16 protein-coding genes are annotated in these 13666 nt (G+C 58.6%); 4 read left to right on the top strand and 12 right to left on the bottom strand.

Annotation, left to right across the window (positions count from 1 at the left end; all coding sequences use genetic code 11):
- The first annotated feature begins 243 nt into the window (after positions 1-243).
- Positions 244-396, top strand: coding sequence for a Hok/Gef family protein (locus AAZT04_RS00325; RefSeq protein ID WP_041414251.1), 153 nt, complete (start codon positions 244-246; stop codon positions 394-396).
- An 85-nt stretch (positions 397-481) separates the two neighbouring features.
- On the opposite strand, the gene mtnK is transcribed toward AAZT04_RS00325, so the two are convergent.
- Positions 482-1681 carry an S-methyl-5-thioribose kinase gene (mtnK, locus tag AAZT04_RS00320; RefSeq protein WP_434678606.1) on the bottom strand — a complete coding sequence of 400 codons (1200 nt, stop codon included), beginning with the start codon at positions 1679-1681 and terminating at the stop codon, positions 482-484.
- A 144-nt stretch (positions 1682-1825) separates the two neighbouring features.
- On the opposite strand from mtnK, the gene mtnA reads away from it, so the two are divergent.
- Positions 1826-2854 (top strand): S-methyl-5-thioribose-1-phosphate isomerase, encoded by a 1029-nt coding sequence (mtnA, locus tag AAZT04_RS00315; RefSeq protein WP_046374428.1) that lies wholly within the window; start codon positions 1826-1828, stop codon positions 2852-2854.
- A gap of 13 nt (positions 2855-2867) precedes the next feature.
- Here the strand turns inward: mtnA and AAZT04_RS00310 are convergent, their stop codons facing one another.
- From AAZT04_RS00310 to AAZT04_RS00300, 3 genes are read right to left on the bottom strand one after another with little or no spacing between them, the layout of a single operon-like run.
- Positions 2868-3410: a 1,2-dihydroxy-3-keto-5-methylthiopentene dioxygenase gene (locus AAZT04_RS00310; protein ID WP_434678604.1), complete on the bottom strand. Its 543-nt coding sequence runs from the start codon at positions 3408-3410 to the stop codon at positions 2868-2870.
- The gene (mtnC, locus tag AAZT04_RS00305) at positions 3407-4096 is read right to left on the bottom strand and encodes an acireductone synthase (RefSeq protein ID WP_434678602.1); all 690 of its coding nucleotides are present in this window, start codon (positions 4094-4096) and stop codon (positions 3407-3409) included. The genes AAZT04_RS00310 and mtnC overlap by 4 nt, the downstream gene beginning before the upstream one ends.
- The gene (locus tag AAZT04_RS00300) at positions 4093-4707 is read right to left on the bottom strand and encodes a methylthioribulose 1-phosphate dehydratase (protein ID WP_020825358.1); all 615 of its coding nucleotides are present in this window, start codon (positions 4705-4707) and stop codon (positions 4093-4095) included. The genes mtnC and AAZT04_RS00300 overlap by 4 nt, the downstream gene beginning before the upstream one ends.
- A 162-nt stretch (positions 4708-4869) precedes the next feature.
- On the opposite strand from AAZT04_RS00300, the gene AAZT04_RS00295 reads away from it, so the two are divergent.
- Together AAZT04_RS00295 and AAZT04_RS00290 are read left to right on the top strand one after the other, a co-directional pair.
- Positions 4870-6030 carry a pyridoxal phosphate-dependent aminotransferase gene (locus AAZT04_RS00295; RefSeq protein WP_046374430.1) on the top strand — a complete coding sequence of 387 codons (1161 nt, stop codon included), beginning with the start codon at positions 4870-4872 and terminating at the stop codon, positions 6028-6030.
- Positions 6018-6791 carry an amidohydrolase gene (locus tag AAZT04_RS00290; protein WP_115059976.1) on the top strand — a complete coding sequence of 258 codons (774 nt, stop codon included), beginning with the start codon at positions 6018-6020 and terminating at the stop codon, positions 6789-6791. The genes AAZT04_RS00295 and AAZT04_RS00290 overlap by 13 nt, the downstream gene beginning before the upstream one ends.
- Before the next feature lie 39 nt (positions 6792-6830).
- Here AAZT04_RS00290 and AAZT04_RS00285 read toward each other — a convergent pair whose 3' ends face one another.
- The 8 genes from AAZT04_RS00285 to AAZT04_RS00250 form a co-directional block, all read right to left on the bottom strand.
- A complete protein-coding gene (locus AAZT04_RS00285) occupies positions 6831-8183 on the bottom strand; it encodes a nucleobase:cation symporter-2 family protein (RefSeq protein ID WP_128864365.1) in 1353 nt (450 codons plus the stop codon).
- 37 nt (positions 8184-8220) lie between these two features.
- A complete protein-coding gene (gene uraH / locus AAZT04_RS00280; protein WP_046374433.1) occupies positions 8221-8556 on the bottom strand; it encodes a hydroxyisourate hydrolase in 336 nt (111 codons plus the stop codon).
- Positions 8549-9049 (bottom strand): 2-oxo-4-hydroxy-4-carboxy-5-ureidoimidazoline decarboxylase, encoded by a 501-nt coding sequence (gene uraD, locus AAZT04_RS00275; RefSeq protein ID WP_434678598.1) that lies wholly within the window; start codon positions 9047-9049, stop codon positions 8549-8551. Before uraD ends, uraH begins: the two co-directional genes overlap by 8 nt.
- On the bottom strand, positions 9030-10304 hold the full coding sequence (hpxK, locus tag AAZT04_RS00270) for an allantoate amidohydrolase (protein WP_434678596.1): 1275 nt from the start codon (positions 10302-10304) through the stop codon (positions 9030-9032). Before hpxK ends, uraD begins: the two co-directional genes overlap by 20 nt.
- Positions 10304-11545, bottom strand: coding sequence for a pyridoxal-phosphate-dependent aminotransferase family protein (locus AAZT04_RS00265; protein ID WP_046374436.1), 1242 nt, complete (start codon positions 11543-11545; stop codon positions 10304-10306). Before AAZT04_RS00265 ends, hpxK begins: the two co-directional genes overlap by 1 nt.
- 63 nt (positions 11546-11608) lie before the next feature.
- Positions 11609-12352 carry an amino acid ABC transporter ATP-binding protein gene (locus tag AAZT04_RS00260; protein ID WP_262033236.1) on the bottom strand — a complete coding sequence of 248 codons (744 nt, stop codon included), beginning with the start codon at positions 12350-12352 and terminating at the stop codon, positions 11609-11611.
- Entirely contained in the window at positions 12333-12989 is a 657-nt protein-coding gene (locus AAZT04_RS00255) for an amino acid ABC transporter permease (RefSeq protein WP_434678593.1), read from the bottom strand. Before AAZT04_RS00255 ends, AAZT04_RS00260 begins: the two co-directional genes overlap by 20 nt.
- Entirely contained in the window at positions 12989-13654 is a 666-nt protein-coding gene (locus tag AAZT04_RS00250) for an amino acid ABC transporter permease (RefSeq protein ID WP_434678591.1), read from the bottom strand. The genes AAZT04_RS00255 and AAZT04_RS00250 overlap by 1 nt, the downstream gene beginning before the upstream one ends.
- Positions 13655-13666: the final 12 nt, after the last annotated feature.

Here is a 13666-nt window from a genome sequence, read left to right as displayed (position 1 = left end):
TTTATTTCCACTGAGAAATGCGCAGCCGTTCGCAACGTTACCAGAACGGCTAATTTAACCCTGGGGATTATCGGATAGACTGCCGGTGGGTGCTCTGGATCTTTCTGTCCGGAGCTTGAGTTTAGTCGAGGATAGAAAGAGAAAGGCCCCGAGTCGATACATCAACCCGAGGCCACTCTGAACGTCTAAGCAACGTCAGGTTAGCCTCTTACCCGCCGGAAGGCAAGGATAAGGAGGTCAAAAATGCAGCAGGAACGGGTCGTTCTTAGGCTGATGATTATCTGCATAACGCTTATCGCGCTGATGTGGATCACTCGCGGTTCACTGTGTGAATTGCGCATCAAACTGGGGGACACGGAGGTTGCAGCCATTTTGGCTTACGAACCCGAACGGTAAGGCAACCCAACGGCGGGGCTCGCCCCGCCTGTTGGTTGTTACGACAGATCCATGAGCACCCTTCCTCGCCGCATCCGTCAGGCTGCTAGCCGTTTTGGCGAATGCGCGCCAGCAGTGCATCGATATGTTCGATCTGCGACGCATTAACGATCAGCGCTCGGCCAAGGCTCAATGCGTGGCGCTGGCATTCTGCACGCATCTCGGCATCGCTAATACTGTCCAGATCGGCCACGTGTGCCAGACCGATAGTGCGGCGAATCAGTTCGCTGCCACAATAACCTACCGCATCCGTCCACACCTGCTGCAGGAACTGCTCGGCGTAACCTGGCACCGCCAGCGCCGGCTCACGAGTGTATTGGTGGCACAGCGCCAGGAAGCGATCGGCAAAAATCAGCCAGAGTTCACGCACATCCTGCAGGCGTTGTTCTCGCCCGGCGGCGGCGTCACGCGGCCCTAACAGCCCCGGCAGACCGCAGTAGTTCAACAACAGATTGCCCAAGGCGCTGCCGACGTCAAACCCGATCGGCCCATAGAAACCAAACTCGGCGTCTATCGCCTTCAACTTGCCTTCCGCAACAAAAATTGAGCCGCTGTGGATATCGCCGTGCAGCAACGCTTCCGCCTTGCTCAGAAAGCGATGTTTCAGTCCAGCCACCGCCAGTTTCAACGCGGAATCGCTACGCAGCTCTAGCACCTGGGGCAGCAGCACCGGGTCAAACTGATTACGCTCATGATCGATATAGGGATCGGTAAAGAAAAGATCTTCGGTGATCTGGCACAGTTCAGGGTTGGTGAAGCGACTAACTTCGGCCTTTTTTGCCTGTGCCGTCTGATAAAAGTCGGAGGTATGGAACAGGGTCTGCGCCAAATATTCCGCCAATTGCCCGGCCGCCAGCGGGTAATAGTGGCCCTTGAGCAATTCACTGCGCCAGATATGGTGGTCGGAAAGATCTTCCTGCACCATCACCGCCAGCTCGGGAGCATGATGCAACACTTTTACCGTATGTCTTGGGCAAAAACCGCCGTGGATCAACAGAGTTTCCGCTTCGATCCGTGCCCGATCCAGGGTCAGTGGCCAGGATTCGCCCACGCAGCGTACATACGGCAGCGCCTGTTTAACGATCACCCTGCTCACGCCATCGCGATCGCGGATCTTGAACACCAGGTTCAGATTGCCGTCACCAATCTCGTCAGCGCTCACCAGCGCCTGCGGATCGGCTAACTGTCCGTATTGGCGAGCATACTCAACGGCATCGGCAGCAGTAAACGTACGATAATGCGACATTCCCAACCCCTCTTTCCTGTCTCTCTGACACATCGATTATTATTTTTTAGACGTAAAAGCATTTGGACGTCTATACATCTGGAAGTCATGTTGGCAGAATAGCTTTCCAGATGCAATAACTACGCAACAAGGAATTAACCGCCGATGCAAGCGCTTAACACCACCAGTTTGACCCTGCGTGACAACCGACTTTGGATCCTCGATCAGCAGGCTTTGCCGCAGGAAAAACAGTGGCGAACCTGCGACAGCGTAGAGGAACTGGTTGATCATATTCATACCTTGCGGGTGCGGGGCGCACCGCTGATCGGCCTGTCCGCCAGCCTGCTGTTGGCCCTGTTGGCAGAACGTGGGCTGCCGCGTGAACAGCTTGAGCAGGCACTGATCACTCTGCGTGCTTCAAGGCCGACGGCGGTCAATCTGATGAACAATCTGGACCGCATGAAGCTGGCGCTGGCGCAACCGCAATGGGTGCCGACGATGGTGGAAGAAGCCTTGCGGCTAGTGGAAGAAGACCGCAAATTGTGCGATCGCATTGCCGACCACGGGGCCGAACTGGTAAAACCCGGCAGTCGCCTGCTGACCCATTGCAATACCGGTGGCTTGGCGACCGCTGGCGTCGGTACTGCCATTGGTGTGCTACTACGCGCCCATCAGCAGGGCAAAGTGCAGCAGGTGTGGGTGGATGAAACCCGGCCGCTGCTGCAGGGTGGCCGTTTGACCGCCTGGGAGCTGGGCGAGTTGGGTATTCCTTATCGGTTAATTTGCGACTCCATGGCTGCCAGTCTGATGGCGCAGGGCCAGGTCGACGCCGTATGGGTGGGGGCCGATCGCATCGCTGCCAACGGTGACGTTGCCAATAAAATAGGCACCTACAGCCTGGCAGTCCTGGCGCATTACCACAACATCCCCTTCTACGTTGCCGCCCCGCATACAACGCACGACCCCCACTGTCCGAACGGCGCAGCCATCCCTATCGAGCAACGCGCCGCAGCTGAGGTGACCGGTGTGTCGGGCAGTTTTGGCTCATGCCAATGGGCGCCAACCGATGCGCAGGTTTACAACCCGGCGTTTGACGTCACACCGGCGAAGCTTATCAGCGGTTGGGTGTTTGACAGCGGCGTGATTACGCCACAGCAGGTCAATGATGGGATCTTCCAGCGGGCGTTAGGCTAACGCCCGCGCAGTATCAGTTGAGACGCGGATAAGCATCGGCGATTTTATCGTCGGTGAAATGTGCCACCCAGCCTTCCGGGTTATCGAACACGCGGATCGCCGTGAAATTCGGTGCCGATCCCATGTCAAACCAATGGCGAGTGTCTGCCGGCACGGAAATCAGATCGTTCTTCTCGCACAGGATCTGGTAGATCTTGCCGTTCAGATGCAGACAGAACAGCCCCGCGCCTTCGACAAAAAACCGCACTTCATCTTCACCATGGGTGTGTTCGGAAAGAAACTTCTCGCGCAGCACTTCGCGCTGGGCGTTGTCCGGACGCATGCTGATCACATCCCAACTCTGGTAGCCTTTTTCCGCCACCAGACGATCAATTTCATGCTGGTAAGCGGCAATCACCGCCGCCGGTTCCGGGTTGTCACCCAGTTCACGATCGGCCTGCCAGCGTTCAAAACGCACGCCGATTTGTGCCAGTTGCTGCTGAATAGCTTCGGCGTCGCGGCTCTGCCACAGCGGCTGCTGCGGCTCTTTATCGCTGAAAATCGTCAATCCACTCATGAGGCAAACTCCCCTAAATCGATGTGATCAAAACGGTTAACCTGCGGGTGCCGGCTCTGCGCATCGGCGTCGTCGCGGATCAGCTGACAGGTGTGCCAACCGGCGGCTCGCGCGGCATCCAGCTCTTGATGAATATCGGAAAGGAACAGCAGCTCGTCAGCGGTGATACCGATTTCATTGGCAATATTGCGGTACGAAGCGGTTTCACGCTTGGCCCCGACGTGGGTATCGAAATACCCGCTGAACAATGGCTGCAGATCGCCGGCATCACTGTTGCCGAACAGCAGTTTCTGCGCTTCCACCGAGCCGGAAGAGTAAACGTATAGCTTCAGCCCCTGCTGCTGCCAGGCGCTCAGTTGCCCGGCCACTTCAGGGTATAAATGCCCGCGGAAATCACCGTTGTGGTAACCACTGCGCCAGATGATGCCTTGCAGTGCCTTCAGCGCGGTGGATTTGCGATCTTCGTCCATAAAACGGTAGAGCGCGGCAATAAGTTGCTCAATATCCGCCTGTGGTTGATCAATCTCATGACGCAGGGCAGCCAGCGGCGCAGCCACCTCAGCCTCTGCCTGGTGCTGACGGATAAACGGTGCCAAACGTTCACGCGCATAGGGAAACAGCACCTGATGAACAAAGCGGATATCGCTGGTGGTACCTTCAATGTCAGTAACGATGGCGCGGATCATTTTGCCTCCAGTAAACGGCGTTGCAGTTCGCACTGGAACAAGAATTCCAGCCCTTCAAGGTGACGACGAGCCTCCGCAACCTGGCGGCCCCAGCAATACAGGCCGTGACCCCGCACCAGAAAACCGTACTGCAATGGCGTCACTTCGGCATAGGCCGCGACGCGTGCGGCCAAGCGCGGAATGTCCTGATCGTTGTCGAAAATGGGGATCGCTACGGTATCCAGATGAGAGCTCTGCCCGGCGAGAGATTTTTGCATCTCATAGCCCTGCAACACCAAACGCTCACTGGATTCAACGCGTGACAACACTGTCGCATTCACCGAATGCGTATGCAACACCGCGCCAATCTGCGGGTACAGCCGGTAAATCAAGGTATGCAGGCCGGTTTCCGCCGAGGGTGTGCGGCCACTCGGCACATGGTTGGTGGCGGTTTCCACCAGCAGGAAATCCGATTCGCTCAGGCTGCCTTTATCCTTGCCGGATTCGCTCACCAGACAGTGTCGGTCATCAAGACGCAGCGACATGTTGCCGCCGGTCGCCGGGCACCAGCCCTTTTCGCCAATCCAGTGACAGGCAGACAACAGCGCTGTAAGTTGCGGATTTTCGGTCATTATCGTTTCCCGGTTAGTAAGGCCGTCCAGCAGGTGAAGCTTAGAATGATTTGATTAATGATTAGATTTTTTCTTCATTTAGCCATCTAAGCGTCTTGATTGCCAAATACTAACATCGTGTTATATTGACGGCAACATAAGCGCCAGGAGTATTAGCCTGCTATGAGCACTTCAGCATTGATTCCCGAAAGCAAACTGCCCGCTCTGGGCACCACCATTTTCACCCAGATGAGCGCGCTGGCAGCGCAGCATCAGGCAATCAACCTGTCTCAGGGTTTCCCCGATTTCGATGGCCCGGACTACCTGAAAGAGCGTCTGACCTGGCATGTCAGCCAGGGCGCAAACCAATATGCACCGATGACCGGCGTCGCGTCTCTGCGCGAAGCCATCGCCGAGAAAACGGCGGCGCTGTATGGCTGGCTGCCGGACGCGACCACCGAAGTTACCGTCACGGCTGGGGCTACCGAAGCGCTGTTCGCCGCCATCAGCGCGTTGGTGCGTCCGGGAGATGAAGTAATTTGCTTCGATCCCAGCTATGACAGCTATGCGCCGGCGGTCACCTTGTCCGGCGGTACGCTGAAACGCATTGCACTGCAGCCGCCGGCCTTTAGCGTCGATTGGCGACAGTTCGAAGAATTATTGTCGCCACGCACCCGCCTGGTGATCCTCAATACGCCGCACAACCCTTCCGCCACCGCCTGGCAGGCGGAAGATATGCAACAGCTGTGGCATGCCATTAGCGAGCGTGAAATCTATGTGCTCAGCGATGAAGTCTATGAGCACATTTGTTTCGCCAAAGGGGGGCATGCCAGCGTGCTGGCCCACCCGCAGCTGCGCCAACGCGCCATTGCGGTGTCATCCTTCGGCAAAACCTTCCACATGACCGGCTGGAAAGTGGGTTATTGCGTCGCCCCGGCAGCGCTGAGTGCGGAAGTGCGCAAGGTACACCAGTACCTGACCTTCTCGGTTAACACCCCGGCACAGTTGGCGCTGGCCGATATGCTGCGCAGCGAACCGGAACACTGGCAGCAGCTATCTGCGTTTTACCGCGCCAAGCGCGACCGTTTCGTGCAGGCGCTGTCCAGTAGCCGACTGGAAATTTTACCCTGCGAAGGGACATACTTCTTACTGGCGGATTACAGCGCGGTCTCGGATCTGGACGACGTGGCATTCTGTCATTGGTTAACCGAGCACGTAGGCGTGGCGGCGATCCCGCTGTCGGTCTTCTGTGCCGATCCTTTCCCTCATAAATTGATCCGGCTGTGCTTCGCTAAACAGGATGCCACGCTGGATGCAGCTGCGGAGCGGTTATGTCGACTTTAAAAATTACCCTGTTGCAGCAACCCCTGGTGTGGCGAGATGGCCAAGCCAATCTGCAACATTTTGACGCCTTGCTGGCCCCCTTAAGCGGCCGCGATCTGATCGTATTGCCGGAGATGTTTACTACCGGTTTTGCCATGGATGCCGGGGAAAGTGCGCTGCCGGAACAGCAGGTGATTGACTGGCTGCACGGTTGGGCGAACAAAAACAACGCGCTGGTTGGCGGCAGCGTGGCGCTGAAAACCGCCGAGGGCGCGGTTAACCGTTTCCTGCTGGTGGAGCCTAACGGCCGGGTGCATGCCTACGATAAGCGCCACTTGTTCCGCATGGCGGGTGAACACCTGCACTATCAGGCAGGCAAACGGCGTGAAATCTTCGAATGGCGCGGCTGGCGCATCCTGCCGCAAATCTGTTACGACCTGCGTTTTCCTGTCTGGTCTCGCTATCAGCAGGATTACGATCTGGCGCTGTACGTCGCCAATTGGCCGGCACCGCGCAGCAAACACTGGCAAACGTTGCTGGCGGCACGGGCCATTGAGAATCAGGTCTACGTGGCCGGCTGCAACCGCGTCGGCGAAGACGGCAACGGTCTGAACTACAGCGGTGACAGCCTGATCCTTAGCCCGCAGGGCGAAACGCTGGCGCAGGCGGAACCCGGCATTGCCGCAAGGCTTGACGCGGAACTGTCGCTGGAAACCCTGCAAAGCTATCGCAGTGCCTTCCCGGCCTGGCGGGATGCCGACAGTTTCCTGCGCCACGATTAAGCATTTCGGGCGCGGTACCGGTACACCGCGCCCGTTGCTTCAGGAAAGCTCTTCTTCCGCCGCTTTTTCTTCTGTCCCCCCAATGCGGTTAAACAACAGGTTCAGCAACAACGCCACCAGGCACGAGGCACTGATGCCCGAATGCAGCAAAGTACGCACCCAGTTCGGAAACTGATCGTAAAAGGTCGGCATCACGATAGGGATCATGCCGAAGGCAATCGCCGTCGCTACCACCACCAGATTCATGTTGTCCTTATACTCAACCTTGGCCAGAGTGCGGATGCCGCTGGCGGCCACCGAGCCGAACAGCACCACACCCGCGCCGCCCAAGACCGGCAGCGGAATGCAGGCCACCAGTCGCCCCAGGACCGGCAACAGCCCCAGCAGCACCAGAATCGTCCCGCCGGCGCTGACCACAAAGCGGCTCTTCACGCCGGTGATCGCCACCAGCCCGATATTCTGGGCAAACGAGCTTTGCGGAAACGAGTTGAATACCGGCGACAGGGCGCTGGACAACATATCGGCACGCAACCCGTTGGCGATACGGCGCGCATTCACCGGCGAACCGACAATTTCACCGACGGCCATCAGCCCGGCGGTGGTTTCCGTAAGTAATACCAGTACGATCAACAGCATGGATAGCACTGCGCTCAGTTCGAAGGTTGGCCAACCGTAGGCAAAAGGCGCGGGGAATGCCAGCCAAGGCCCGTGGCCTACGGCAGCGAAGCTCAGCTTACCCACCCACGCGGCCGCCACACAGCCGACAGCCATCGCCAGCAGCACCGATAACCGTTTTAACGCCGGGGAACCCACCTTGTTCAGCAACAAAATAACCGCAAGTGTGAAAGCCGCCAGGCCAATATTTCCGGTTGATCCCCAATCTGCGGCCTTGGCGTTGCCCCCCATCGCCCAGCGTACCGCCACCGGCATCAGCGACAGCCCAATCACCGTCACCACGGTACCGGTCACCACCGGCGGGAAATAGCGAATAATCTGCGAGAAAAACGGCGCGATCAGTAACCCAATCAACGACGCCGCGATCACCGCACCAAACACCGCAGGCAACCCGCCGTCGCCAGTGACTATGGTCACCATAGTCGCGACTCCCGCAAAGGAAACGCCCTGCACCAACGGCAAACGAGAGCCGAAACCCGGCGCACCAAGCGTTTGCAATAACGTCGCCAAACCGCTGACAAACAGCGCTGCCGTCACCAGCAGGCCAATTTGCGCGGCGTCTAACCCTGCGGCAGAACCTATGATCAATGGCGGCGCTATGATGCCGCCATACATGGTCAGAATATGCTGCAGGCCGTAGGCGAAGGTTTTTGCCAGCGGCAATTTTTCATCTTCCGGGCAGCACGAAGCCGCGCCCTTATCCTGAGACAGAGCCATAGATACCTCGTCAATGCGGGTTAACCGCTAAGGGCGTTTAGCTGCCCCGGTAGGTTGAATAGGAATACGGGCTGATGAGCAGCGGTAAATGGTAATGCTGCGCCGCATCCTTGATGACAAAATCGATGATCGCCGTGGCGTATAACGTTTCACGATTGTCTGCGGTAAAGTAACCGCCCACGTCGGCATGTAGGCGGTAATGCCCCGCGGGCAGCTCATCCGGCGTTAGCTCACGGGCGCGGCCATCGGCATCGGTGGTGCCTTCGGCTATCGCCCGCCATTGCCCCTGCTGTTCCCGCTCCAGCCAGACTCGCACCTTTGCCGCCGGTTTACCCAGAGAGGTATCCAAAATATGGGTGCTGATATTACTCATCGCTCAGTAACTCCTTAAAACGCAGCATCACGATTTCGCGCAGCTGTTCGGCGGTTTCCTGCCGTTCCTGCTCCACGTCGTTGTTCAAGCGTCGTTCCAGCTCACTCAGAATGGCTCGCCCATCTCGGCCGGCGGCACGGATCAAAAACACCTGGCCAAATTGCTGTTCATAACGCCGGTTGCCCACCAGCAGCGCTTGGGCCAATTCCGGCTCCCGGGCATTGACCGCCGACTGTTCACGCTTGGATAACTGCGCTTCTTTCCCCTGGCCTGCGACACGTTCGCCAATGCGCGGGTGCTGTGCCAATGCCTGGCTGACCTCTTCAGGTCGCCAACGCTGCGCCGCCTGCCAGGCCACCGCCAACGCGGCATCGCTGCTGCTGAACGGCCGGGCCGCAATCACTGAAGCTATCCAGCTCGCAATGTTCACGCAGGGCCGCAGTAAACGCTCGGCTTCCGCCACGGGCAATTGATTAAACTGCTGCAGGTTCATCGGTGTTCTCCCAACTGGCCACCGTCTGGCAGTAGGCCTGAATAGCCAGCGCCACATCGGCCTGGCTTACGGCTTCGGCCGGATGATGGCTGATGCCGCGATCGCAACGGACAAACAGCATGCCCACCGGCCAGCAAGCCGCCACGGCAATCGCGTCATGCCCGGCACCGCTGGGCAAAGCCATGCTGCGCCCCTGCACCGCCGCCACGCTCTGCTGCCAACGTTGCTGCAAATCTGTATCACATTCCGTTGCGTTTATGCGATAAAACTCTTCGCTGGCAAAACCTAATCCGCGACGTGCGCAGATCTCCTGTGCACGTTCCAACAGCTGCGTAAGCAATGCCGCCAGCGGGCCATCTTGCGGGCCGCGAACGTCCAGCGACAGTTTCACCTCACCGGGAATGACGTTGACCGCCCCCGGAAGACTTTCGATACAGCCGACAGTCGCCACCAAATGTTCATCGCGGGTACGGGTTATTGCTTCAACCGCCACCATCCACTCTGCCGCGGCCGCCAAGGCGTCTTTGCGTTGCCCCATCGGCACGGTGCCTGCATGGCCTGCCTCGCCGCTAAAGGTGCAATGGAGTCGACGCGCGCCGTTAATCGCCGTCACCACGCCCAGAGCCAGATCGGCGGCCTCCAGACAAGGCCCTTGTTCAATGTGCAATTCCAGATAAGCGCAGATATCACCTGGTGCTCGCCGCGCCTCAACCACCGCCTCCGGATCCAGGCCAAACTCGCGCAACGCCTGCGCCACGCTGGTGCCCTCGGCATCAGTACGCGCCAACCACTCGGCTGGCCACTGGCCGGTAATGCCCCGGCTGCCCAGCAGGGCGACGCTAAATCGCGTCCCTTCTTCATCGGCAAAGCCAATCACTTCAACCGCCACCGGCAGACGCCGCTGCTGCTGATGCAAATGCGCCACCACCTCCAAGGCGGTCAATACGCCGAGCATGCCGTCATAACGGCCGGCATTGCGCACCGTATCCAAATGCGAACCGAGTAACAGCGCGGGCGCACCTGGCGTTTGACCTTCGTAGCGGCCACAAACATTGCCAACGGCGTCCTGCCAGACCCGCATACCGATACTGCGCATCCAGTCGCCTACCAACAGGTTGGCGCGCCGATGCTCCGGCGACAGATAAACCCGCGTCAGCTGGCCTGGCGTAGCGCTGATCGCCGCCAGCGCGTCGCAACGCGCCATCACCCGTGCGGCCGCCTGTTCCGCCTCCTGGACGGTTAACCGCAACGCCATCACCGGCTCCCGTCGTCGTAGGTGTTCCAGGCCGCCTGCAGCGCTTCCCCCTGCTTGCTGGCGAAACCCAGACGGTTCAGCACCGCTTCCAGCGCAGTCAAGGTTTGCAGCACACAGTCTTTACGCGCGTTATAGCCCATGGTGCCGATACGCCAAATCTTGCCCTGCAGCGGGCCAAACGAAGTGCCGATCTCGATGGCAAAATCATTGAGCATCATCTGCCGCACCTGTTCGCCATGCACCTGCGGCGGGATCACCACCCCCAACACGTTGTTCATGCGGTTATCGAGATCGCCGAACACCTCAAGCCCCATGCCCTGAATGCCGGCCAGCATCGCCGCGCCGTGCAGCCTGTGGCGAGCGATGGTGTTATCCAGCCCCTCTTCCAGGATCACCCGGGCACATTCGCGCGCGGCGAACAACATGCTGGTGGCTTCGGTGTGGTGATTCAGACGCTCGGGGCCCCAGTAATCCATGATCATGCCGAGATCAAAATAGTTGGAGTAGATCATCTCATCGTCGCCGTCGGCATGATCGGCAGTGCGGATCCCCTGCTCCACGCACTTGCGACGGCGGACGATCTCTTCGAACTGCGGGCTTAGGGTGACCGGCGAACTGCCGGACGGACCACCCAGACATTTCTGCAGGCCTGCGGATACCGCGTCCAGCCCCCAGGCATCGGTTTCCAGCGGGTTACCTGCGAAGGATGCAGTCGCGTCGGTATAAAACAATACGCCGTGGCGGCGGCAGATATCCCCCAGTTGATCCAGCGGCTGCAGCATGGTGGTCGAAGTGTCTCCCTGCACCGTCAACAGCAGACGCGGACGCACCTTCTTGATCGCATCTTCAATCTGATCGGCACTGAACACTTCCCCCCACGGCGCCTCGAGGGTGTGCACTTCGGCACGACAGCGGCGGGCAATTTCACACAGCAAATGGCCAAAACGGCCAAACACCGGCACCAGCACTTTGTCGCCGGGGCGGATGGAGGAGACCAGCATCGCTTCGATGCCCGAACGGGAGGTGCCGTCGATCAGCATCGTCCAGCGGTTTTCGGTACGAAACAGCGCGCGATACAGCTCCATAACCTGATTCATGTAGCCGGTCATTGCCGGATCATACTGCCCAATCAACTGGCTAGACATGGCACGCAGCACGCGCGGATCGGCGTTGATCGGCCCTGGCCCCATCAGCAGACGGGCAGGTGGGTTAATCTGATCGAACTGGGTAATATCCAACATGTTAATTCCTTACCAGCTTAATAACTCAGTAAACTCAGAACGCAGCACGCGCCTCATGGCATATCACGCCTCGGACAGGCCGCGAACTGAAGCAATAAACTGTTTCAATTCCTGCGTTTGCGGATTGGCGAACAGCGTGCGGCTGTCGCCTTGCTCCCACACTTTGCCCTGGTGCATAAACACCACCCGGTCACCGACCTCACGGGCAAAGTTCATTTCATGGGTCACCAGAATCAGCGTCATACCCTCTTTGGCCAACTGCTCCAGGACTTTCAGCACCTCGCCCACCAGCTCAGGATCCAGCGCCGAGGTGATTTCGTCGCACAACAACACCTTCGGTTTCATCGCCAGCGCCCGGGCGATCGCCACCCGCTGCTGCTGCCCCCCGGAAAGGTTAGCCGGGGAATAATGCATCCGCTCACCCAGCCCAACCTTGTTCAGCATCTCTTCCGCCAGCTCGCGGCATTCCGCCGGGCTTTTCTTCAGCACCCGACGCGGTGCCAACATCACGTTTTCCAACGCGGTCATATGGGGAAATAGATTGAAGTTCTGGAACACCATGCCAATGGAGCGACTGATCTCACGCGCCTGCGAATCACGGTCGGTGATGGTCATGCCACCCAGTTTGATGCTGCCTTCCTGGTACCCCTCGAGCCCGTTGATGCAGCGCAACAGGGTGCTCTTGCCCGACCCGCTACGGCCGATAATCGAAATCACCTGGCCCATATCGATATCCAGATCCACGCCCTTCAGCACGTGGTTCTGGCCGTAATATTTTTGAACCTGATTAATTGTGATGAGCGGCATGGAACTTCCTCTCCAGATAATGGCTGTAGCGCGACAGCGGGTAACACATCAGGAAATAGCCCAGCGCGACCAGGCCGAACACTTTAAAGGGTTGATAAGTGACGTTGTTTAACATGGTGCCTGCCTTGGTCAGTTCGACAAAACCAATGATCGACGCCAACGCGGTGCCCTTGATCACCTGAACTGAAAAACCGACGGTCGGTGCAATGGCAATGCGAACCGCCTGTGGCACCACCACCCGCACCAGGGTCTGGCCGAAGCTCAGCCCAAGACAGCGCGACGCTTCCCATTGGCCTTTGGGCAACGCGGCGATGCTGCCGGACCAGATATCCACCAGAAAAGCGCTGGTAAACAGCGTCAGTGCCAGTGCCGCAGCGGCCCAGGGGCTAACATCAATGCCGAACAGCGCCAGCCCAAAGAAGGCCAGGAACAGCTGCATCAGCAGTGGCGTGCCTTGAAACAGCTCTGAATAACAGCGGACAAAACGCAGCGCCCACCGGCGCTTGCTCAGGCGCAGCAATAACAGCGGCAGCGTCACCAGTGTGCCGCCAAAGAACGCCGTCAGCGACAGCAACAGCGTCCAGCGCACGGCCAGCAGCAGGTTGCGCACAATGTCCCAGTCGGTAAAAGTCAGCATCAGTTCTGGCTCCCTAAAAAGCGGCGGCCGGCGGCCAGCAACAGTTGGCGCATCAGTATCGATAGCAGCAGGTAGAACAACGCCGTCACTAAATACACCTCAAAACTGAGGAAGGTGCGCGACTGGATCAGGTTGGCGGCAAAGGTCAATTCTTCGAACGACACCTGCGACACCACCGACGAGCCCAGCATGACGATAATGCACTGGCTGACCAACGCCGGGTAAATGCGCTGCAGCGAAGGCGGTAACACGATGCGCAAAAATGTCTGGCTGCGGCTAAAGCCCAGCACCCGCCCGGCCTCCCACTGCCCTTTCGGCGTCACCTGAATGCCTGCGCGTATAATTTCAGTGCTGTAGGCGCCCAGATTAATCACCATCGCCAACAGAGCCGCCTGCCCGGCGGTCAGCTTACACCCCAGGCTCGGCAGACCAAAGACGATGAAGAACAGCTGCACCACGAACGGCGTGTTGCGCACCACCTCGACGTAAATCCCCCAGGCACGGCTAAACAGGTTGGCTTTGCCGCTGCGGATCGCCGCCCCGAAAATCCCCAGCGCAACGCCCATCAGGGTGGCCAGTGCCGTCAACTCAATCGTGGTTAGCAAACCGGCCAACAGCTCCGGCAGATAGGGCCACAGCGCGGGAAAATTTAGCTGATAGGTCATCGGGTGCTCCCG

Origin of the sequence: Serratia sp. Je.1.23.a (assembly GCF_051129805.1) — a bacterium.
Lineage (GTDB): Bacteria > Pseudomonadota > Gammaproteobacteria > Enterobacterales > Enterobacteriaceae > Serratia > Serratia liquefaciens.
The sequence above is the reverse complement of the archived record's forward strand: the minus strand, read 5'-3'. Positions and strand labels throughout refer to the sequence as shown.

Excerpts from the sequence above, each read along its gene's own strand:
- mtnK (WP_434678606.1), bottom strand. The coding sequence starts at position 1,681 with ATGTCGCATTATCGTACGTTTACTGCTGCCGATGCCGTTGAGTATGCT.
- AAZT04_RS00310 (WP_434678604.1), bottom strand. The coding sequence starts at position 3,410 with ATGAGTGGATTGACGATTTTCAGCGATAAAGAGCCGCAGCAGCCGCTG.
- AAZT04_RS00255 (WP_434678593.1), bottom strand. The coding sequence starts at position 12,989 with ATGCTGACTTTTACCGACTGGGACATTGTGCGCAACCTGCTGCTGGCC.
- AAZT04_RS00295 (WP_046374430.1), top strand. The coding sequence starts at position 4,870 with ATGAGCACTTCAGCATTGATTCCCGAAAGCAAACTGCCCGCTCTGGGC.
- AAZT04_RS00300 (WP_020825358.1), bottom strand. The coding sequence starts at position 4,707 with ATGACCGAAAATCCGCAACTTACAGCGCTGTTGTCTGCCTGTCACTGG.
- mtnC (WP_434678602.1), bottom strand. The coding sequence starts at position 4,096 with ATGATCCGCGCCATCGTTACTGACATTGAAGGTACCACCAGCGATATC.
- AAZT04_RS00250 (WP_434678591.1), bottom strand. The coding sequence starts at position 13,654 with ATGACCTATCAGCTAAATTTTCCCGCGCTGTGGCCCTATCTGCCGGAG.
- AAZT04_RS00285 (WP_128864365.1), bottom strand. The coding sequence starts at position 8,183 with ATGGCTCTGTCTCAGGATAAGGGCGCGGCTTCGTGCTGCCCGGAAGAT.
- uraH (WP_046374433.1), bottom strand. The coding sequence starts at position 8,556 with ATGAGTAATATCAGCACCCATATTTTGGATACCTCTCTGGGTAAACCG.
- hpxK (WP_434678596.1), bottom strand. The coding sequence starts at position 10,304 with ATGGCGTTGCGGTTAACCGTCCAGGAGGCGGAACAGGCGGCCGCACGG.
- AAZT04_RS00265 (WP_046374436.1), bottom strand. The coding sequence starts at position 11,545 with ATGTTGGATATTACCCAGTTCGATCAGATTAACCCACCTGCCCGTCTG.
- AAZT04_RS00260 (WP_262033236.1), bottom strand. The coding sequence starts at position 12,352 with ATGCCGCTCATCACAATTAATCAGGTTCAAAAATATTACGGCCAGAAC.
- AAZT04_RS00290 (WP_115059976.1), top strand. The coding sequence starts at position 6,018 with ATGTCGACTTTAAAAATTACCCTGTTGCAGCAACCCCTGGTGTGGCGA.
- AAZT04_RS00325 (WP_041414251.1), top strand. The coding sequence starts at position 244 with ATGCAGCAGGAACGGGTCGTTCTTAGGCTGATGATTATCTGCATAACG.
- uraD (WP_434678598.1), bottom strand. The coding sequence starts at position 9,049 with ATGAACCTGCAGCAGTTTAATCAATTGCCCGTGGCGGAAGCCGAGCGT.
- mtnA (WP_046374428.1), top strand. The coding sequence starts at position 1,826 with ATGCAAGCGCTTAACACCACCAGTTTGACCCTGCGTGACAACCGACTT.